General features: G+C 65.8%; 18 protein-coding genes. 16 read left to right on the top strand and 2 right to left on the bottom strand.

The features are described from left to right. Positions 1 to 294: 294 nt before the first annotated feature. The 11 genes from sucC (at position 295) to ACQZ13_RS28345 (ending at position 11916) form a co-directional block, all read left to right on the top strand. A complete protein-coding gene (sucC, locus tag ACQZ13_RS28395) occupies positions 295 to 1455 on the top strand; it encodes an ADP-forming succinate--CoA ligase subunit beta (protein ID WP_431049162.1) in 1161 nt (386 codons plus the stop codon). 27 nt (positions 1456 to 1482) lie between these two features. Further along, complete coding sequence (gene sucD / locus ACQZ13_RS28390; RefSeq protein ID WP_297524421.1) at positions 1483 to 2376, top strand: succinate--CoA ligase subunit alpha; 894 nt, start codon at positions 1483 to 1485, stop codon at positions 2374 to 2376. A 193-nt stretch (positions 2377 to 2569) separates the two neighbouring features. Next, on the top strand, positions 2570 to 3301 hold the full coding sequence (locus ACQZ13_RS28385) for a TerC family protein (RefSeq protein ID WP_431049161.1): 732 nt from the start codon (positions 2570 to 2572) through the stop codon (positions 3299 to 3301). 18 nt (positions 3302 to 3319) lie between these two features. Continuing rightward, positions 3320 to 4390 (top strand): serine/threonine-protein kinase, encoded by a 1071-nt coding sequence (locus ACQZ13_RS28380; protein WP_431049159.1) that lies wholly within the window; start codon positions 3320 to 3322, stop codon positions 4388 to 4390. Continuing rightward, complete coding sequence (locus ACQZ13_RS28375; protein WP_088408659.1) at positions 4387 to 5181, top strand: Stp1/IreP family PP2C-type Ser/Thr phosphatase; 795 nt, start codon at positions 4387 to 4389, stop codon at positions 5179 to 5181. The genes ACQZ13_RS28380 and ACQZ13_RS28375 overlap by 4 nt, the downstream gene beginning before the upstream one ends. Before the next feature lie 40 nt (positions 5182 to 5221). Then, positions 5222 to 5878: an FHA domain-containing protein gene (locus ACQZ13_RS28370; protein WP_421036986.1), complete on the top strand. Its 657-nt coding sequence runs from the start codon at positions 5222 to 5224 to the stop codon at positions 5876 to 5878. 240 nt (positions 5879 to 6118) lie between these two features. Then, complete coding sequence (locus ACQZ13_RS28365) at positions 6119 to 6901, top strand: MBL fold metallo-hydrolase (RefSeq protein ID WP_431049158.1); 783 nt, start codon at positions 6119 to 6121, stop codon at positions 6899 to 6901. Positions 6902 to 7185: 284 nt separating this feature from the next. Beyond that, positions 7186 to 7626, top strand: coding sequence for a pilin (locus tag ACQZ13_RS28360; protein WP_431049157.1), 441 nt, complete (start codon positions 7186 to 7188; stop codon positions 7624 to 7626). Positions 7627 to 7785: 159 nt separating this feature from the next. Then, on the top strand, positions 7786 to 9216 hold the full coding sequence (locus ACQZ13_RS28355; protein ID WP_431049156.1) for an O-antigen ligase family protein: 1431 nt from the start codon (positions 7786 to 7788) through the stop codon (positions 9214 to 9216). A gap of 62 nt (positions 9217 to 9278) precedes the next feature. After that, positions 9279 to 9986: a TfpX/TfpZ family type IV pilin accessory protein gene (locus ACQZ13_RS28350; RefSeq protein ID WP_431049155.1), complete on the top strand. Its 708-nt coding sequence runs from the start codon at positions 9279 to 9281 to the stop codon at positions 9984 to 9986. 115 nt (positions 9987 to 10101) lie between these two features. Next, entirely contained in the window at positions 10102 to 11916 is a 1815-nt protein-coding gene (locus tag ACQZ13_RS28345; RefSeq protein ID WP_431049154.1) for a Wzy polymerase domain-containing protein, read from the top strand. Positions 11917 to 11965: 49 nt separating this feature from the next. Here the strand turns inward: ACQZ13_RS28345 and moaC are convergent, their stop codons facing one another. Beyond that, entirely contained in the window at positions 11966 to 12448 is a 483-nt protein-coding gene (moaC, locus tag ACQZ13_RS28340; protein ID WP_431049153.1) for a cyclic pyranopterin monophosphate synthase MoaC, read from the bottom strand. Between the two features lie 61 nt (positions 12449 to 12509). Here moaC and ACQZ13_RS28335 point away from each other — a divergent pair, with 61 nt between their 5' ends. Beyond that, positions 12510 to 14081: a M48 family metalloprotease gene (locus ACQZ13_RS28335; protein ID WP_431049151.1), complete on the top strand. Its 1572-nt coding sequence runs from the start codon at positions 12510 to 12512 to the stop codon at positions 14079 to 14081. Between the two features lie 19 nt (positions 14082 to 14100). Here the strand turns inward: ACQZ13_RS28335 and ACQZ13_RS28330 are convergent, their stop codons facing one another. Next, entirely contained in the window at positions 14101 to 14457 is a 357-nt protein-coding gene (locus tag ACQZ13_RS28330; RefSeq protein WP_088408643.1) for a phage holin family protein, read from the bottom strand. A 304-nt stretch (positions 14458 to 14761) separates the two neighbouring features. Here ACQZ13_RS28330 and ACQZ13_RS28325 point away from each other — a divergent pair, with 304 nt between their 5' ends. The 4 genes from ACQZ13_RS28325 (at position 14762) to ACQZ13_RS28310 (ending at position 19905) form a co-directional block, all read left to right on the top strand. Beyond that, on the top strand, positions 14762 to 15748 hold the full coding sequence (locus ACQZ13_RS28325; protein ID WP_431049150.1) for a TerC family protein: 987 nt from the start codon (positions 14762 to 14764) through the stop codon (positions 15746 to 15748). Positions 15749 to 16084: 336 nt separating this feature from the next. Continuing rightward, positions 16085 to 18463, top strand: coding sequence for a catecholate siderophore receptor Fiu (locus ACQZ13_RS28320; RefSeq protein ID WP_431049149.1), 2379 nt, complete (start codon positions 16085 to 16087; stop codon positions 18461 to 18463). A gap of 102 nt (positions 18464 to 18565) precedes the next feature. Beyond that, complete coding sequence (locus tag ACQZ13_RS28315) at positions 18566 to 19246, top strand: Fe2+-dependent dioxygenase (protein WP_431049148.1); 681 nt, start codon at positions 18566 to 18568, stop codon at positions 19244 to 19246. Beyond that, the gene (locus tag ACQZ13_RS28310; protein WP_431049147.1) at positions 19243 to 19905 is read left to right on the top strand and encodes a PepSY-associated TM helix domain-containing protein; all 663 of its coding nucleotides are present in this window, start codon (positions 19243 to 19245) and stop codon (positions 19903 to 19905) included. Before ACQZ13_RS28315 ends, ACQZ13_RS28310 begins: the two co-directional genes overlap by 4 nt. Positions 19906 to 19908 lie beyond the last annotated feature (3 nt).

Raw genomic sequence — 19908 nt, 5'->3', positions numbered from 1 at the left:
TGCAACGCAGCATGCTACATTTTCGGCTTCGCAAAACAGCCCGCCGGCGTTCGTCCGCGGGCGTGTTTTCGCGTGTTTGCATCGGTTTTATGTCTTCCTCCGCCTCCCCCGAGCGCCATCCACCGCATCTCCGTCGCTCCGTCGACGCGCGGTCCTATGGCCGCGACGACGGGTGCCTTGCCGCGGCGGCCTGGCTGAATCCGGCGTTGCAAACCTCCTCTCCAAGCCGGTACCGCGGAGCGTCCGCGGCATTGGCTGCTTCTTCCTGATTCATCCATCAAGCGAGACCTCCCTATGAAGATTCACGAGTACCAGGGCAAGGAAATCCTGCGCCAGTTCGGCGTGCCGGTGCCGCGCGGCATTCCCGCGTTCACGGTGCAAGAGGCGGTCGAAGCCGCGCAGAAGCTGGGCGGCCCGGTCTGGGTGGTCAAGGCGCAGATCCACGCCGGCGGTCGCGGCAAGGGCGGCGGCGTCAAGCTGGGCAAGAGCCTGGACGACGTGAAGGCGCTGTCCGAGCAGATCCTGGGCATGCAGCTGGTCACGCACCAGACCGGCCCGGTCGGCCAGAAGGTCCGCCGCCTGTACATCGAAGAAGGCGCGGACATCAAGAACGAGCTGTACATCTCGCTGGTGACCGACCGCGGCACGCAGAAGGTGGCCTTCATCGCGTCGAGCGAAGGCGGCATGGACATCGAGGAAGTCGCCCACTCGACCCCCGAGAAGATCATCACCGAGTACATCGATCCGCTGACCGGCATCACGACCGAGCAGTCGAAGAAGATCGCCGCGGCCATCGGCCTGAGCGGCGCTTCGGTGGACCAGGCCGTCGACCTGTTCGCCAAGCTGTACAAGTGCTACATGGACACGGACGCGTCGCTGGTTGAAATCAACCCGCTGAACTGCGATTCCAAGGGCAACCTGATCGCCCTGGACGCCAAGTTCAACTTCGACGCCAACGCCCTGTTCCGTCACCCGGAAATCGTCGCCTACCGCGACCTGGACGAAGAAGACGCGGCCGAGATCGAAGCCTCGAAGTTCGACCTGGCCTATATCTCGCTGGACGGCAACATCGGCTGCCTGGTGAACGGTGCCGGTCTGGCCATGGCCACGATGGACACCATCAAGCTGTTCGGCGGCGAGCCGGCCAACTTCCTGGACGTCGGCGGCGGCGCCACGGCCGAGAAGGTCACCGAAGCCTTCAAGATCATGCTGAAGAACCCCGAGGTGAAGGGCATCCTCGTGAACATCTTCGGCGGCATCATGAAGTGCGACACCATCGCCGAAGGCGTCATCACGGCCTGCAAGGCCGTCAACCTGAACGTCCCGCTGGTCGTCCGCATGAAGGGCACCAACGAGGAGCTGGGCAAGAAGATGCTGGCCGAGTCCGGCCTGCCCATCATCGCCGCCGACACCATGGCCGAAGCCGCGACCAAGATCGTCGCCGCCGTCAAGTAAGCCGAAGACCCAGCCAAGGAATACGACATGAGCATCTACATCAACAAGGACACCAAGGTCATCACCCAGGGCATCACGGGCAAGACCGGTCAGTTCCACACCCTGGGCTGCCAGGCCTATGCCAACGGCAAGAATGCGTTCGTTGCCGGCGTGAACCCGAAGAAGGCGGGCGAGAAGTTCTCGGACATCCCCATCTACGGCACCGTGAAGGAAGCCGCCGCCCAGACCGGCGCGACCGTGTCGGTGATCTACGTGCCGCCCGCGGGCGCCGCTGCCGCGATCTGGGAAGCCGTCGAGGCCGACCTGGACCTGGCGATCTGCATCACGGAAGGCATCCCCGTCCGCGACATGCTGGAAGTGCGCAACAAGATGAAGGCCAAGGAACTGGCCGGCGGCAAGAAGACGCTGCTGCTGGGCCCGAACTGCCCCGGCCTGATCACGCCCGACGAGATCAAGATCGGCATCATGCCCGGCCACATCCATCGCAAGGGCCGCATCGGCGTGGTCTCGCGCTCGGGCACGCTGACCTATGAAGCAGTCGCGCAGCTGACCGAAATCGGTCTGGGCCAGTCCTCGGCCGTCGGCATCGGTGGTGACCCGATCAACGGTCTGAAGCACATCGACGTGATGCAGGCCTTCAACGACGATCCGGACACCGACGCCGTCATCATGATCGGCGAGATCGGCGGACCGGACGAGGCGGAAGCCGCCCGTTGGTGCAAGGCCAACATGAAGAAGCCGGTGGTCGGCTTCATCGCCGGCGTCACCGCGCCTCCCGGAAAGCGCATGGGCCACGCCGGCGCGCTGATCTCGGGCGGTGCCGACACGGCCGATGCCAAGCTCGCCATCATGGAAGAGTGCGGCTTCACCGTGACGCGCAACCCGTCGGAAATGGGCAAGCTGCTGAAAGGCCTGCTGTAAGTAGCAGGAAAAACCTGATGCTGGAAGCCGTTGCTGCGTAATTTCACGCACTGCGGGTCCGGGGGGCGGGCGCGGACAATCCAGCCGCACCCCCCGAACCAATGAAGGGGCCCGACGGGCCCCTTCCTTCGTTTGCCCCTCCAACGCTTTAGACTGGGCCCTCGTTGCGCGAGGCCCGGCGCGGGTTCCCTCCATGGAAATGCTCACCAGCCCCGAGTTCTGGCTTGCCGTCGGCCAGATCATCCTGATCGACATCCTGCTGGGTGGCGACAATGCCGTCGTCATCGCGCTTGCCTGCCGCAAGCTGCCTCCCAATCTGCGCACCAAGGGCATCCTCTGGGGCACGGCCGGCGCCATCGTGCTGCGCGTCGTGCTGATCTTCTTCGCGCTCACGCTGCTCAAGCTGCCGTTCCTGAAACTCGTCGGCGGCGTGTTGCTGCTGTGGATCGGCATCAAGCTCCTGATCCCCGAGGCTGACGATGAGCACGACAAGCTGGAAGCCAGCGACAAGCTCTGGGGCGCCGTGAAGACCGTCATCGTGGCGGACTTCGTGATGAGCCTGGACAACGTGATCGCGATCGCCGGCGCCGCCGAAGGCGCGGGCGGTCAGCATCAGATGCCGCTGGTGATCTTCGGCCTGCTGGTGTCCATCCCCATCATCGTGTGGGGCAGCCAACTGGTCATCAAGCTGATGGACAAGTTCCCGATCGTGATCACGCTCGGAGCGATGCTGCTGGGCTGGATTGCCGGCACGATGCTGGTGACGGATCCGGCGCTCAACAGCTGGGTGCCGATGCAGCCGGGCAGCAAGCCCGGCACGACCGAAGTGCTGCCGCAGGTGTACTACGCCCTGGGCGTGGGCGGCGCGTTGTTCGTGCTGCTCGTCGGCAAGCTGCTGGCCGCGCGCCGGCCGGCGCAAGCCTGACGAAAGGCCTGCCATGTCATGAGCGCCTCCGGCTTCCTCAAGCGACTGCTGGGCCGGGGCGCGTCTGACGACCAGGGGCTGGGTGCGCCCGATACCCAGCCGACGACGCTGCCGATGCCGCGCGCGGCCGGCGTGGCGCTGGACGACTACGAGATCAGCGAGGAAGTCGGCCGCGGCGCGATGGCGGTCGTCCATCGGGCCGTTGATCGCCGCAGCGGTCGGACCGTTGCGATCAAGCGTCTGGCGTTGCAACGCGAGTTCGCACCGGAAGACCTGATCGACGTCCGGGACCGCTTCATGCGTGAGGCGGGCGCGGCCCGGCATCTGGATCATCCCGACATCCTGCGAGTCCTGGACGCCGGCGAATGCGCCGGCGAAACCTGGATCGCCATGGAGTACGTCGTCGGACAGGACCTGAGCCACCACACGCGGCCCGGCCAGTTGCTGCCATTGCGCGAAGTGTTGTTGCTGGGCGCGCGTCTGGGGCGGGCGCTCCAATACGCTCACGGCCACGGTGTCGTCCACCGCGACATCAAGCCGGCCAACGTCATGCTGGAACGGGAGTCCGGCAGCGTGAAGATCATGGACTTCGGGATCGCGCGCGTCGCGGACGGCAGCCGGACCCGAACGGGACTGGTCCTGGGTACCCCGTCCTACATGTCCCCGGAACAACTGGCGGGTCTGCAGGTCGACGGACGCAGCGACCTCTACTCGCTCGGCGCCATGCTGTTCCAGCTGTTGACCGGGCATCTGCCGCATCAGACCGAATCGATGGCCACGCTGATGCACCAGATCATGAATCAGCCGGCGCCGGATGTCCGCCGGCTCCGGCCCGAACTGCCGGAGTCGCTGGCGATGGTGGTGGCGCTGTCGTTGGAAAAACGCCCGGAACTCAGATATCAACGCGGCGACACGATGGCACAGGATCTGGAGTCCGTACTGAGCCAGATTCCGGTGGAACTGGCCAATAGCACAGGCGCCACACCTCCCCCACCAGCGGGACAGGCATTCGAGCAAACTTTGCGGCTACAGTCCCAGGGCGCAGTGCACAATCCCCTTCCCCCAGCCGATCCCGCCAGCAAGACATGACCCTGGAGTTCTTCAGCGCCACCGATACCGGTCGTGTGCGCGACAACAATGAAGACTCGGTCGCCCTGGAACCGGGCGTCGGGCTGGCAGTGCTTGCGGATGGCATGGGTGGTTACAACGCCGGAGAAGTCGCCAGCCAGATGCTGACGACCTTCATCAAGTCGGAACTGGGACGCTGGTTGGCCGAGGCCGGTCAGCACGCGACCGACATCGATGTTCGGCGTGCGATGGACATCTGCGTCGACAACGCCAATCGCGCGATCTTCAACGCCGCCAACACCAATCCGCGCTACGCCGGCATGGGAACCACGCTCGTGCTGGCGGTTTTCCGGGAGCAGAGTCTGCTGCTGGGTCATGTGGGCGATTCGCGGGCCTATCGCTATCGCGAGGGACAACTCGTCCAACTGACGCGTGACCATTCGTTGCTGCAGGAACAGATCGATGCAGGTCTACTGACACCGGAAGAAGCCGTCTTCAGCAGCAACAAGAATCTGGTGACGCGCGCCGTCGGCGTCGAGGATACGGTCATGCTGGAGGTGCATCAGCATGAGCTGCTGCCGGGCGACCAGATCCTGCTGTGCAGCGATGGCCTCTCCGACATGGTCGATGACGTCAGCGTGGCACAGGTGCTTCAAAGCCACAGCGATCTGCCCGAAGCGGCGCAGGCGCTGGTGGACACGGCCAATGACATGGGCGGCAAGGATAATATTGCGATCGTTCTGGTTCGCGCCGAAAGTCGCACCAAGCCATGGGCGTGGTGGCCATTCAGTCGCAACAATGGGCGCCGTTGAGGCGGCCCTCTACAAATAAAGACAGGACTCGAGGTCAAGCATGGGCAAGCTGGTGGTGTCGCTCGACGGGGTGGTGATCAAGGAAGTACAGATCACCAAGGACAAGACCACGCTCGGCCGGCGGCCGTACAACGACATCGTCATCGACAACCTGGCGGTCAGCGGCGAACACGCCGTGCTGCAGATGGTCGGGGCGGACGTGTTCATCGAGGATCTGAACTCGACCAACGGCACGTACATCAACGGCAAGGCGATCAAGAAGCAGTTGCTGTCGCACAGCGACGTGATCGAGGTCGGCAAGTACAAGATCAAGTTCCTGATCGAGGACAACGCCGATTACGAGAAGACGATGATCCTGCGCCCCGGCACGGCGCCGAGCAGCGGCTTCGGACTGCCTTCCTCGTTTGGGGGCCTGGGCCCGGCGCCCGTGTCGACGGCGCCGGCTGCGATCAAGGTGCTGAATGGACCCGCGGCAGGCCGTGAGGTGTCGCTGACGAAAGTGGTCACCACGGTGGGCAAGCCGGGCGTGCAGGTGGCATCGATCACCAAGCGACCGAGCGGATATGTGTTCGCGCACGTCGAGGGTGGCGCCCGACCAGTGGTGAATGGCGCGCCGCTGACGGCCGAGTCAGTCCCGCTCAAGAACGGTGACGTGATCGAACTGGCGGGCACGCAGATGCAGTTCGTGCAGGCGTGATTGACCTGCGTCGATGAGAAGGGGCCGGCCAGGCCCCTTTTTTCTGCCCGGCTGTCAGCCGATGGGCGTGGTTTTGACGCGCCATCCTGTATCGAGATGATTCGCTGCTGTCGGGCGATCACCGACACGCGTGCAGGTTTTCACGGCATCGGGCCGGGGTCGCGTAAGCGACGGCAATAAATCTTCGATTCGAGGATTCGGCGCTTAGCGCCGCGCGAGGCTGCCTCTACAGTCTTCGGCATGAAGATTCGCGTGCTTGGTTGCGCCGGTGCCCTGGCGGCCGGCTACAGGACCACCTCCTTCCTGCTGGACGACGATGTGCTCATCGACGCCGGTAGCGGCGTCGCCGAGCTCACCGTCGACGCGATGGTGAAGGTCGACCACATCCTGGTCACGCACTCGCATCTGGATCACGTGCTGGCGATCGGTCTGCTGGCCGACACTGTCCAACGCCGACGGGCGCAAGCTGGCCGTCCCCCGGTTCAGGTACACGCGCTGCCGGAAACGCTGCAGGCACTTCGCGCGCATGTCTTCAACGGCGTGATCTGGCCAGATTTCACCCGCCTGCCGTCTGTAGAACGGCCCGCGCTGACCTTCCATGAGTTCGGCATCGGCGATCATCTCGATCTGGGTGGTGGTCGTCGCGTCGAGGTCCTCAGTGCCGCGCACACGGTGCCCGCCGTGGGGTTCGCCGTCGATGGCGGGGCCAAGGGCCATTGGGTGTTCACGGGAGACACCGGTCCGAATCCCGCCCTCTGGCAGCGCCTGTCGGAGATCAAGGTGGCACACCTGATCATCGAATGCGCGTTCGGCGACGAGGAGTGCGGGCTCGCCGGCATCAGCAAACATCTTTGCCCGACGACGTTGCGGGAAGAACTCGCCAAGCTGGGCGGGGCGATCGATGTGCATATCACCCACATCAAGCCCGGTGAGCGTGCGGCGGTGATGGACGCGGTCATGGGCTTGCGCACGACGCACCGGATCTCGGCGCTGGAGAACTTCCAGGAGTTCACTCTGGCCTGACGCCGCCTCAAGGCCGTTTCGCCACTCGCAGCCCGCGTCGGAGAAGGTCCAACGCGGGCTGCGGCACTTCAGGGCTACGTCCGACGGAGCGATCTGACAAACCTTGTCAGGGGCCGGGAAGGTGACAGATTTCGGCGGTTGTCGGCTGACAAAAAACGTCACTTGAAGTTGGCCACAGCTCGGCAGGGCGTGAATTGGCGCACGAATCGAAGAAGGAAAGGGGTTGGCACGGGCCCTGCGTACAACCAGTCTGTCTCTACCCCCACTTCCTCTCTGGAGTTTTTATGAAGCGCGTTCAACAAGGTTTCACCCTGATCGAACTGATGATCGTCGTGGCGATCATCGGTATTCTGGCTGCCGTCGCTCTGCCGGCCTACTCCGACTACATGAAGAAGTCGAAGGTCACCGAACTGATGTCGGTCGCTTCGCAGCCGAAGGCTTCGCTGCAAGAGTTCGTGACGACCACGAACGCCTTCCCGACCCCCACGCAACTGGCTCTGGATGACGTTACCAGCAAGTACGTCGCTTCGCGTACCTACACTGGCGGCGCCCTGACTGGCACCGTGACTGTCGTCGCTCGTGCCATTGGCCCGGATGTCGACGCCCAGAACCTGACGCTGACGGGCTCGATCCCGGCCAACGCGAACAACCCGACCGTTACCTGGGTCTGCGGTGGCAACATCCCGCAAAAGTACCTGACCGCCGCTTGCAAGACCGGCAGCTGATACTTCGCAGCAATGCATGAATGGGGAGCCTTCGGGCTCCCTTTTCGCATGCGGCGCGTGAGTTCAAGGGCCAATCCGCGGACCGCGGACTGGCCTTTGCGCTTCTCTGATGCCGCATGAGGACGCCACGCCCTCGTCTGGCTGTAGGATCATTTCGCCTTGCAAACCAACCCTCTCGCCTCACCGAAGTTGGCCTTCCTTTCGCTGGCTTTCGCGGTACTGCTGTGGGCCCTGCCGATGCTGCACGTCGTGTTCGACACACATTTGCAAGCGCATGACTTCACACGCCTGGGAGAGCTGGTCTTCATCGCGGTGGCTGGAGCGGTCTGGGCAATGATGCGACGCACGACCGGGCCCATGCGGGGTCGCGACGTGTGGCCTGCAGGCGCGTTGATCCTTCTGGTTGCCGCGTCCAGCATTCAGGCGGTGTACCCCTGGATGGCTGTCCGAGAGGTCGCCTTGATCGGGGGGCTGTTCATTGCTGCCCTGGCGCTGTCCGTGCCATTGTCCGATCCTCTGATCCGGGACCGCTTCCTGGACGTGCTCACCATCGGCGGTGCCGTCTATGGCGCGGTGTGGCTGAGCACCTTCATCATGGCGGGCGTCGTGGCCGTGCCCTTCTCTCCATGGGAGATGAGCCCGGGGTTCGACAACGCCCGGTTTTTGAATCACGCGCAGACTGTCGCGGTGCCGTTGTCCGGGGTTGCCCTGCTGCGGGAGAACTCGCCGCGATGGTTGCGACGAGTCTCGGCCTTTTCGCTGTTCGTGAGCGGAGCGATTTTGGCGCTTTACCTGGGCCGCGCTTCCATCCTCGGGCTGCTTGCCGGGGCGATCGCGGCGACTTGGCTCATTGGGCGGCCAAGCCGGCGCTATGTCGCGTCAATGGTGATCTGGCTGAGCGCCGGTGCCATGGCGATGGGCGCAGCCTGGCTGCTCTGGTACGGGCATCTGGTGGCAGAGATGTCGGACTCGGTGCTCTCGACTCATTTCCGCGGCTACCTTGCCCTGCGCGCGGTGGACCTGTTCCGGACGTCCCCCTGGCTGGGGGTCGGGCCGATGCATTTCGCCCACCACGTCAATCCGATCGCGGCACACCCCCACAACGTTTATGCGCAAGTCCTCGCCGAGTACGGAGCCCCTGCATTCCTCGTGATTGCGTGGTGCGCCATCCGCGGCCTGTGGGTTGCGGCGCGATCTCTGCGTGCATTGATTCAGTCGCAACCTGCACTGGCAGGTGCGTTGACCGCCGCGACCGTCGCCATGTTGGTTGATGGCATGTTTTCGGGCAGCTTCGTGATGCCGATGTCGCAACTCTGGTGTGTGGTGTTGATCGCGCTGTTGATGGGCACGGTTCGAGGCGCAAAGATAATTGAACTCGGTGGGTCCCACGAACCTGATCGATCGACGCGAAACGTGGGGCGTCGCGCAGGCCGTGGTGTCTTGGCAGCGGTCCTCGTCGTGGCCATGACGGTGGCTTTCGGCGAAGCCCGCTTCGACGACTCGCCGCGCCTCCAGACGGGAGGGCCGAAGGTGGATGCCGTCGGCTACGAGGCGTTCAACCCGCGCTTCTGGGCGCATGGATGGTTCTGATGAAAAGAACGATGGAAGGAAGGATGGAATGGCGGCAGCGAACGCGCGCTGCGCTGATCCATTTGAGCAGTTGTCTGGCGGTCGCAACCGCGGTGGCGGCGCTGGTGCTGTTCGTCTGGTATCCCTGGCCGTATCGCATCGTGTCGGGCGGCGAGGACCTGCTGTTCCTGGTGATGACCGTCGACGTGATCATGGGCCCGCTCATCACCTTCGCGATCTTCGACATTCGCAAGCCCCTCAAGGAACTGCGACGTGATCTGGCCATCATCGTCATCTTCCAGCTGATCGCCCTGGGCGGCGGCCTGTTCACCGTGTTCATGGCACGGCCCGCGGTGCTGGCGCTGGAGGTCGACCGTTTCCGTGTCACCACGGCGGTGGACGTCGCAGTACAGGAGTTCCCGCAAGCCCAGCCGGGCTTCCAATCGCTCTCGCTCACCGGTCCGCGCCTCGTCACCGTTGCGCTTCCGACCCAGGAGCAGAAGTACGACGCCATCATGGCCGGCATGGGCGGGCTGGACCTCGGAAGCCGCCCGATGTTCTGGCGCGCCTGGGGCCCTGAGGCGCGCCAACAGACGCTCAAGGTCGGCAAGTCCGTGGCCCCGTTGATGGCGACGGCCACAGATGCCCTGCGTGAGGCGGTGGCGCGCACCGGCAAGCCTGCCGATCAGTTGCTTTATCTGCCGATGCTGGCACGTCGCAACGATTGGTCGGTGCTGGTCGACAAGACCAGCGGCGATCCGGTCGGCTTCGCTCCGATCGACACGAACTGACGCACCGGCCGGCGCACCGCCCACGTACCGCCGACGTACCGACGGCGCGTCGATCGGGTCTGCCGCGGCGGGGCGTTAGAGTTCCGACCTGTCCCCCACGACTGCCCGCACCCTCATGACGCTCGCCGCGACGGCCTCCGCCGCCGATCTCTCCGTCCCTGATTCGGCGCCTCATCGCCAGATCCTGGTGCTGCTCGGACTGCTCTGCGGCGTCATGCTGGCACCGCTGATCGCCTACAACCAGACCCCGTCGGCCACGCTCTACAACCAGCTGGCCGCCTTCGCCGGCCTGGGGCTGCTGGTTGCCGGGCTGGCCTGGAGCCGCGTGCTGGAGCCGGGCTGGCGCTTCGACGGCGTCTCGCTCGGTCTGCTGCTGATGTCGGTCGTCGCGGCCGCAGCGCCGTTCACGCATGGGCTCCCCTGGTCGATGGCGCTCACGAGCATGGCCATGCTGCTAGGCGCGTGGGTGGCGGTGCAGGTCGGACGTGCCGTGACGAGCCGGCAACGCGATGCGGTGTTGACGCTCTTCTGCGTTGCGCTCGTCGGTGCGGGCCTCCTGAGCGTGGTGGTCTGCATCGTGCAGATGTTCTTCCCGGAACTGGCTAACGGCGTCCTCATCGCCCGTTCGGGCGTCGTGGGGAGTGCCGTGGGGAACATGCGCCAACCCAACCATCTCGCCAGCCTGCTGATGTGGGCCTGTGTCGGTGTCGTCTGGCTGGAACAGGGCGGCTGGCTGGCACGGCGACTCCGCAGCGCGATGGCGGGCACGGTGGCGTTGTACGTGATGCTGTTCCTGTTCGTGTTCTGCGTCGTGCTCAGCGGCTCCCGCACCGGATGGATCGGCATCGCCTTGCTCGTGCTCTGGGGCGCAGTCGACTGGCGCCTGGCTCCGCGTGTCCGGATTGCACTGGGCTCCACGGTGGTCATGTTCGGCATCTGCTGGGGTCTGATGGACCTCTACGCGGCGCAGGGGCATCACGCGTTCCGCGCGCAGGCGCGGCTCTCCGATGAAGGGGCCGGCTCGCCGTCGCGTCTTGCGATCCTCAAGAACGCCAAGGACCTGCTCGCGCAGTACCCGCTGACGGGGTCGGGCTGGGGGGATTTCAACCTTGCCTGGACCTTGACGCCGTTCCCGGATCGGCCGGTGGCGTTCTTCGATCACACGCACAACCTCGAGATGCAACTGCTCGTCGAGATGGGGCTGCCGCTGGGTCTGGTGACCTTGGGCCTGCTGGCGTGGGGGCTGGCGACGGGGCTCTGGCGCGCCATCCGCGGCGGCCCTGCGGGTCACTGTGCCGGCATGCTCGTCGCAATGATCGGCGTTCATAGCCAGGTCGAGTACCCGCTCTGGTACGCCTACTTCCTGCTGCCCGCCGCGCTGGCGTACGGCTTGTGCTGGACGGGTCCGCGCGCCGCCGATGCTTCCAAGCGCGCCGCTCCGGTTCGATCCGAGATTGCTTCGCCGCGTCGACGTCCGGGGCTCGCCGTGCTCGGACTGGCGATCACGGCGGCCGTGCCGCTGGTGGTCGTCGATTACCTGCGCATCGTTCACATCTATGCGCCGCCGGTGGGCGCGGCGTCGCTCGACGATCGCATCCTGGCGGGCCAGCGTTCCCCGCTGTTTGCCTTGCAGGCCGACTATGCGGAAGCGACTGTGCAGCCGCCCGGCGCGGTGGCGCTGGAGGCTTCACGGCAGACCGGCCACCACCTGATCGACACACGGCTGTTGATGGCCTGGGCGAAGTCGCTCAACGCGGTCGGCGAGACTGACAAGGCACGTTACCTCGTGGCAAGGCTGCGCGAGTTCCGCAATGCCGCCAGCGAGGAATGGCTGGCTGAGTGCGATGAAGTGGCGGCACTCGGAGCGGCGGCAAAGCCGTTCCAGTGCGAGCCGCCGCAGCGCGATTACAGCTTCCGTGAATTGCGCTGATCGCGTCGGATGTCGATGGGAGCGGCGGGACCGCAGCGGGAAGGTGCGCTCAGACCTCGGCGCGCCACTCGCCCGACTTGCCGCCCTGTTTCTCCAGCACGCGGATCTGCTCCATCACCATGCCGCGATCGGCGGCCTTGCACATGTCGTAGATGGTGAGGAGGCCGATGTGCACCGCGGTCAGCGCTTCCATCTCGACGCCGGTGCGGCCCAGCGTCTCCACCTGGACCGTGCAGACGACGGCGTTCGCCGGTTCGTCCAGCGCGAAGTCGACGGTGACCCGGGTGATCGGAAGCGGATGGCAGAGCGGGATCAGATCGGAGGTTCGCTTGGCGCCCTGGATGGCGGCGATGCGCGCAACGCCGATGACATCGCCCTTCTTGGCGTTCCCGTCGCGGATCAAGGCCAGCGTCTCGGGCTTCATCCGGATGCGGCCCGCGGCCCGGGCCACGCGGTGCGTGACATCCTTGCCGGAGACGTCCACCATGTGGGCCTGTCCGTTGGCGTCAAAATGGGTCAGAGGCGAGCTCATGAGCGCGGCAACAATCGCGAAACCGAAGAGGCGTCATCATAGTTCCGGCCCTGGAGATCCCTTGAAGCGAACGAACCCCCTTCCCTTCACCCGGCGTTGCCTGGCGGCGCTGGTCAGCGTCGCGCTGCTCGGCCAGAGCGCCGTCGCGCAGGTGAACCTGCCGGCCCTGGGCGATTCGGTCTCGGCGGACGTGAGCATCGGCGCCGAGAAGAAGCTCGGCGACCAGGTCATGCGGCAGATCCGCCCGGACCCGGACTACATCGACGATCCGCTGCTGCTCGAATACGCGCAGAACACCTGGCAGCCGCTGGTGGACGCCGCACGTCGCCTCGGCAACATCAGCGACGACACCAGCGACCGCTTCGCGTGGGAGCTCTTCCTGGTCCGCGACCGGTCGGTGAACGCTTTCGCGCTGCCCGGCGGCTATGTCGGCATCCATCTCGGCCTGATCGCGATGACCGGCGCGCGCGACGAGCTGGCATCGGTGATGGGTCACGAGCTGTCGCACGTCACGCAGCGTCACATCGCGCGCAGCATCGTCGGTGATGCCCGCACCAGCGCGCTCGCCACGGTGGGCCTGCTGCTGGGCATCCTGGCCGCCGCGAAGACACGCAGCATCGACGGCGCGCAGGCGGCGATCGTCACCAGCCAGGCGGCGGCGGCGCAGGCACAGCTGAACTTCTCGCGCGACATGGAACGCGAGGCCGATCGCGTGGGCTTCCAGGTCATGACGCAGGCGGGCTACCAGCCGGCCGGCATGGCCAGCATGTTCGAGCGCATGGAGCAGGCCTACCACCTGATGGACTCCGGCGCCTACCCCTACCTGCGCAGCCACCCGCTGACCAGCGAGCGTATCGGCGAAGCCAAGGCCCGCCTGGGGACGAGCAGCCAGGCCAAGCTGGTGGGCACGTCCGAGCACGCCTTGATGGCCGCCCGTGCCAAGGTGTTGATGGATCAGCGGACCGATCCATGGCGCGTGCTCCAAGGCCTGGACGCCGGATCGAGAGCCGGAGAGAAGAACATCGACCAATTGGCCGCGCGATATACCAGCGCGCTGGCCTCGATCAAGCTGCGCGACTTCTCCCGAGCTGAAGCCACATTGAAGACTGCGGACGCCTTGGCCGGCCTCCTCGGCGCGGATCCGGGGGCGAAGCGTCTGCTGGTCTATGCGCATGCCGAGCTGGAGGTGGCCCGCAACCGCCCCGAGGCCGGCTTCGCGGCGCTGGAGCCGTTGAAGAACGAACGCTCGCGTCCGATGCTGATGATCCGCGCCGATCTGGCGCAGGCGGACGCGCGTCCGGAAGTGAAGCGGGAAGCGGCAGAAGCCTTGCAGACGCATCTCGCGTTGCATGCGCAGGACGCGCTCGCCTGGCAGGAAAGCGGCACCCTGTGGCAACAGCTCGGCCAGCCGCTGCGCTCCCTGCGCGCACAGGGCGAGACCCGTGCGGCGCTCGGCGACATCACCGGCGCGATCGACCGGCTGGCTTCCGCGGAACGCCAGGGCCGGGCCCGGTCGGCCGACCAGTTCGAAGCCTCGGTGATCGACTCGCGCCTGCGCGACCTCCGTTACGAGCGTCGCCAGATGCTCATGGAGATGTACCCGCGCGGCGTGCCGCCTGGCGCGGAGCCCTGAGCGCCCGGCGGTCGGCGATTTACTCGCTGTCGGGGAACAGGCGTTCGATCAGCACGTCGATCGCCATGCCGCACAGCGAGTAGATCAGCGAGCCGATCAAGGCCGCGCCGAAGCCGGCGACGGTGAAGCCGTCCAGCACGCTGGCCGTTGCCCAGAACAGCAGCGCATTGATGACGAAGAGGAACAGCCCCAGCGTCAGCAGTGTCACGGGCAAGGTGAGCAGCACCAGCACCGGCCGCAGGATGGTGTTGAACAGGCCCAGCACGAAGGCCGCGATCAGCGCGGTGACGAAGCCCTTCACCTGGACGCCGGGATAGAGATGCGCCACCAGCAGCAGCGCGGCGGCCAGCAGCATCCAGCGGGTCAGCGTTTTCATGCGCTCAGCATACCGGTATCGATCGTCAGGAAAATACGAACTTGAAATGGATGAAGTGAAGGATAATTCGAACCTTCCGAAGGGGGAGTAGCCGCGCGGCCCAGGCCGCGGCAGATGCCCGTCAAGACGTTGCCGTGAAGGCAGCCGGGCCCTGCACCTGATGCCGGATTCGCCAGGTCCACCGACCGCGAGCCCACATCAGCCTTGCAAGACCCTTCGATCGCTACGCGCCGGCCAGAGGCGGCGCGTTGCCGTTGAAACCGGGATGGCGCCAGCTCGCCATTCGTTCTTGCAAGGAGCTCTCATGAGCACGATCGTTCCCATGTGGCTGTGGGTGGCATTCGTCGGCATCGTCGTGGTGTCGCTGATCCTGGACTTCGTCGTCCTGCGCAAGCAGGGCGCGCACGACGTGGGCGTCCGCGAAGCGATCAACTGGTCGCTGGTGTGGGTGGCGCTGAGCGTCGCCTTCATGGGCCTGCTCTGGTGGGCCGTGCGGGACGGCACCGGCAGCACGGAACTCGCCAACACCAAGGCGCTGGAGTTCATCACCGGCTATCTCATCGAGAAATCGCTGGCGGTCGACAACATCTTCGTCTTCCTGATGATCTTCACCTACTTCTCGGTGCCGTCGGCCTACCAGAAGCGGGTGCTCATGATGGGCATCATCGGCGCCATCGTGCTGCGCACGGTGATGATCCTGGTGGGCGGCTGGCTGATCGCGCAGTTCCACTGGATCCTCTACCTGTTCGGCGCCTTCCTGCTGATCACCGGCATCAAGATGTGGTGGGCGGCCGGCAAGGAACCCGACCTTGAGGACAACCCCGCGCTGAAGCTGCTGCGCCGCGTGCTGCCGGTCAGCAAGAACTTCGACGGCGAGCGCTTCTTCACCCTGGAGAACGGCAAGCGCATCGCCACCCCGATGCTGCTGGTGATCGCGCTGGTGGGCATGACCGACGTGATCTTCGCGGTGGACTCCATCCCGGCGATCTTCGCGATCACGAACGATCCGTTCATCGTGCTGAGCTCCAACATCTTCGCCATCCTGGGGCTGCGCGCGATGTACTTCCTGCTGGCGGCGATGGCGTCCAAGTTCCATCTGCTCAGCTACGGCCTGGCGGTGGTCCTGGTGTTCATCGGCGCCAAGATGATGCTGATCGACGTGATCAAGATCCCCGTGCTGCTGTCGTTGGGTGTTGTGGTCGCGATCCTGGCGATCACGATGATCTGGAGTCTCAAGACGGCCCCCAAGCTGCCGGAACACGCGGAAGGCGAGGCCGGACCGCTGAACTGACGCATCGTTGACCGGGGCCGGCCCCGGCAGTCCCCGAACCCGCGGCACGCGACAGCGTCCGCGGGTTTTGTGCTTTACAGAACGGAAACAGGGACGTCGCGCGTTCGCCACGCGGAAAAGCCTGACGAAGATCAATTCTTTGACACATACAAATGAGAATGCTTAGCATTTGCGACCTTTGAGTCCAAGCCGGCCTCAATCACCCGCCACCGCCAGCCAGACGCGACAGGGAGGGGCCCGCCACCGTGCGCCGTGATGCGTCGGGACGACGCCGCCAGCACGCGCAGCCAGCCGAGCCAGATGTCCTACAAGAACTTCCCCTCGGAGCTCGAATTCATGTCCCGTTACATCAAGAGCCGCAAACATGCGGTGGCCCCGCTGGCCGCACTGGCTGCTTCCCTGACCTTCCCGCTGGCCCACGCCGCCGACGCCCCCGCCGCCGCACCGGCCGATGCCGCCACCGCGTCTGCCGCCGCGTCGCCCTACCTGCCGCAGGTGAAGGTCGAAGGCACCGCCCAGTCCGACTACAAGGCCGACAAGAGCGCCTCCTCGAAGATCACCCAGCCCCTGCTGGAAACGCCCAAGACCATCTCGGTGATCAAGAAGGAAGTGCTGCGCGAGCAAGGCGCCGTCTCGCTGATCGATGCGCTGCAGAACACCCCCGGCATCACGATGCAGTTGGGTGAGAACGGCAACACCTCCGCCGGCGACACCTTCCAGATGCGCGGCTTCTCGGCCAGCACCTCGACCTTCGTCGACGGCATCCGCGACCTGGGCGCGGTCACGCGCGACGTCTTCAACATCGAGCAGATCGAAGTCGTGAAGGGCCCGTCGGGCGCCGACACCGGCCGCGGCGCGTCCGCCGGCTACATCAACCTGATCAGCAAGCTGCCGCAGATCGAGAACTCGATCGACGGCGTGATCACGATCGGCGATGCGAGCCGCAAGCGCGCCTCCATCGACGTCAACCAGAAGGTGATGGACAACACCGCCGTGCGTCTGAATGCCGTGTGGCAGGACAACGGCGTGCCGGGCCGCGACATCGTCGAGCGCAAGACGCACGCGATCGCCCCGGGGATCGCCTTCGGCCTGAACACGCCGACGCGCTTCTTCCTGTACTCGCAGCACGTGCGTCAGAACAACGTGCCGGACGGCGGCATCCCGGCCATCGGCTGGGCAGGCTTCACCGTGGCGAACCCCGCGGCCGGCTCGACGCCCGCCGCGATCGCCGGCCTGGAGGCGCTGAAGACGGCCGCGAAGGTCGACACCGACAACTTCTACGGCAGCCGCGGCGACCGCGAGAAGGTCAAGGCCGACATGGTCACCTCCAAGCTGGAGATGGACATCGGCAACGGCCTGACCGTGCGCAACACCTCGCGCTACGGTCGCACCCACATGGACCGCGTGATCACCGGCATCATCGGCATCACGAACGTGCCGGGCACCGGCACGGCGGCCACGGTCGTGACGGCGGATCCGTCCACCTGGCAGATCGCCCGCTCGCGTCAGCGCGTGGACCAGACCAACGAGATCCTGGCCAACCAGACCAGCATCAACGCCGCGTTCAACACCGGCGGCATCAAGCATGACCTGGCCACCGGCGTCGAGCTGATGTACGAAAGCCAGGACAGCCGCGGCTTCGGCACGACCGCGCAAACGATCAACGGCGTGAGCTACGCCGCCATCGCCAACCCGCCGGCCAACCTGTACAACCCGAACGCCAACGACGTGCTGGGCACGCCCTACGCCACTGGCGCCGACAGCGAAGGCAGCACCATCACCCAGGCGATCTACGCGCTGGACACGATCTCCGTGACCGATGCGCTCAAGCTCACCTTCGGTGTGCGCACCGAGCACTACAAGATCAAGACCTCGACCGGCGCCGTCACCACCGGCACCGGCGCGCTGGGCAACACGATCACCACCACCAAGCTCAGCGCGGGCAAGTGGATCACCAGCTGGAACCTCGGCGCCGTGTACAAGCTGGCCGACAACGGCACGGTCTACGCCGCCGCCGCCAACTCGCTGACGCCTCCGGGCAGCGCCAACTTCACGCTGAGCGGCTCCGGCCAGGCCGGCACGGCCGCCGACGCGCAGGAAACGACGAACTACGAGCTGGGCACCAAGTGGGACCTGCTCAACAAGCGTCTGAACCTGACGGCCGCGCTGTACCGCAGCGAGAACGACGGCCAGGTCAGCGTGGACGCGCTGACCAACGTCGCCACGCAAGGCGGCAAGACCCGCGTGCAGGGGATCGAGCTGGCCGCGGTCGGCCAGCTCACCAACTTCTGGCAGGTGACCGCCGGCGTCCAGACCATGGACACCAAGCAGATCAACCAGCGCGCCGCTTCCACCGCGACCAACCCGAATCAGACGGTGACGGACGGCGTGCGCTGGACGCCGAAGTGGTCCGCCACGCTGTGGACGTCCTATCAGTGGAACGACTGGACCGGTGCCGTCGGCGCGCGCCACACGTCGGAGCAGAAGCGCGTGATCACCGTCGCCGCCGCCCCGTCAACCGGCCTGCCGGAACTGCCGGCCTACACCGTGATGGACGTCATGGGCGCCTACCGCGTCAACAAGAACGTCTCGCTGCAGCTGAACGTCACCAACGTGTTCGACAAGAAGTACATGAGCTCGTTGAACAACGGCGGCGGCCGACTGGTGCTGGGCGCTCCGCGCGCCGCGACGCTCTCCGCCAACATCGGCTTCTGATCCAGGCCTGGCGGTTTGAGGTAGCGTACGCGCGGCCCGTCCCTGTCCTAGCAGGGGCGGGCCGTCGTGCGTCCTGACCTCCTGAATTGATTCGATCCGGACATGCTTCTTCACATCCCCGAAGTGCTCAGCAAGCAGGACGTGCGCGAGATGCGCAAGCTCCTGGACGCCGCCGACTGGACCGACGGTCGCGCGACCGTGGGCGAGCAGGGCGCGAAGGTCAAGCAGAACCGGCAGCTGCCGGTCGAGCATCCGGCCGCGCGCGAGATCGGCGCGCACATCCGCGAGGTGCTGGCGCGGCATCCGCTGTTCATCTCGGCGGCGCTGCCGCTGCGCACGCTGGCGCCGCTGTTCAACCGCTATGAAGGCGGCGAGCATTACGGCTTCCACGTCGACGGCGCGATCATGCGCCAGCAGGGCAGCGACCAGCCGCTGCGCAGCGACGTGTCCTCCACCCTCTTCCTGAGCGAGCCTGACGAATACGACGGCGGCGAGCTCGAGGTCGTCGACACCTACGGCACGCACGAGGTGAAGCTGCCGGCGGGCGACCTCATCGTCTACGCGAGCACCAGCCTGCATCGCGTGACGCCGGTGACGCGCGGCGCGCGGATCTGCTCGTTCTTCTGGACGCAGAGCCTGATCCGCCAGGACTGGCAGCGGGCGATGCTGTTCGAGCTCGACCAGACCATCCAGAAGCTGCGCGGCCGGCTCGGCGACGACGCCGAAACGACCGCGCTCACCGGCCACTATCACAACCTGCTGCGGCTCTGGGCCGAGACATGAGCGGACCCAAGAGCACGAATACAGGCGGCCATGCCGGCAATGCCGCGAAGCGGTCCGGCTGGCTGAAGCAGCTGCACCAGTGGCACTGGATCAGCTCGGCGATCTGCCTGATCGGCATGATCCTGTTCGCCGTCACCGGCATCACGCTGAACCACGCCGCCGACATCGAGTCCAAGCCGGCCATCGTCAGCAAGACGGCGCAACTGCCGGCCGAGCTGGCCGCGCCGCTGAAGCCGACGTCCGCCAATGAGCCCGACAGCAAGGCGCCGGTGCCCGCCACGGTGCGGACCTGGCTGGGGAAGGAGCTGGGTCGCGCGATCGACGGCCGCGAGGCCGAGTGGAACCGCGACGAGATCTACCTCGCGCTGCCGCGTCCGGGCGGCGACGCGTGGATCCGCATCGCGCGCGACAGCGGCGAGGTCGAGTTCGAGGACACCGACCGCGGCTGGATCTCCTACCTCAACGACCTGCACAAGGGCCGCCATGCCGGCGTGGCCTGGAGCTGGTTCATCGACCTCTTCGCCGTCGCCTGCCTGCTGTTCTCGATCACGGGCCTGCTGATCCTCAAGTTCCACGCGGTCAGCCGCCCCAGCACCTGGCCGCTCGTCGGCCTGGGTCTGGTGATCCCTGCGCTGCTGGCGTTGCTGCTGATCCATTGATTT

The organism is Roseateles sp. L2-2 (assembly GCF_050613215.1).
GTDB classification, from domain to species: Bacteria; Pseudomonadota; Gammaproteobacteria; order Burkholderiales; family Burkholderiaceae_C; genus Roseateles; species Roseateles noduli.
Note: the sequence above shows the minus strand (reverse complement) of the source record. Positions and strands in the feature narration are given on the sequence as shown.

Bases quoted from the DNA above. Each gene is read 5' to 3' on its own strand.
- sucC (WP_431049162.1), top strand. From the start codon at position 295: ATGAAGATTCACGAGTACCAGGGCAAGGAAATCCTGCGCCAGTTCGGC.
- sucD (WP_297524421.1), top strand. From the start codon at position 1,483: ATGAGCATCTACATCAACAAGGACACCAAGGTCATCACCCAGGGCATC.
- ACQZ13_RS28385 (WP_431049161.1), top strand. From the start codon at position 2,570: ATGGAAATGCTCACCAGCCCCGAGTTCTGGCTTGCCGTCGGCCAGATC.
- ACQZ13_RS28380 (WP_431049159.1), top strand. From the start codon at position 3,320: ATGAGCGCCTCCGGCTTCCTCAAGCGACTGCTGGGCCGGGGCGCGTCT.
- ACQZ13_RS28375 (WP_088408659.1), top strand. From the start codon at position 4,387: ATGACCCTGGAGTTCTTCAGCGCCACCGATACCGGTCGTGTGCGCGAC.
- ACQZ13_RS28370 (WP_421036986.1), top strand. From the start codon at position 5,222: ATGGGCAAGCTGGTGGTGTCGCTCGACGGGGTGGTGATCAAGGAAGTA.
- ACQZ13_RS28365 (WP_431049158.1), top strand. From the start codon at position 6,119: ATGAAGATTCGCGTGCTTGGTTGCGCCGGTGCCCTGGCGGCCGGCTAC.
- ACQZ13_RS28360 (WP_431049157.1), top strand. From the start codon at position 7,186: ATGAAGCGCGTTCAACAAGGTTTCACCCTGATCGAACTGATGATCGTC.
- ACQZ13_RS28345 (WP_431049154.1), top strand. From the start codon at position 10,102: ATGACGCTCGCCGCGACGGCCTCCGCCGCCGATCTCTCCGTCCCTGAT.
- moaC (WP_431049153.1), bottom strand. From the start codon at position 12,448: ATGAGCTCGCCTCTGACCCATTTTGACGCCAACGGACAGGCCCACATG.
- ACQZ13_RS28330 (WP_088408643.1), bottom strand. From the start codon at position 14,457: ATGAAAACGCTGACCCGCTGGATGCTGCTGGCCGCCGCGCTGCTGCTG.
- ACQZ13_RS28325 (WP_431049150.1), top strand. From the start codon at position 14,762: ATGAGCACGATCGTTCCCATGTGGCTGTGGGTGGCATTCGTCGGCATC.
- ACQZ13_RS28320 (WP_431049149.1), top strand. From the start codon at position 16,085: ATGTCCCGTTACATCAAGAGCCGCAAACATGCGGTGGCCCCGCTGGCC.
- ACQZ13_RS28315 (WP_431049148.1), top strand. From the start codon at position 18,566: ATGCTTCTTCACATCCCCGAAGTGCTCAGCAAGCAGGACGTGCGCGAG.
- ACQZ13_RS28310 (WP_431049147.1), top strand. From the start codon at position 19,243: ATGAGCGGACCCAAGAGCACGAATACAGGCGGCCATGCCGGCAATGCC.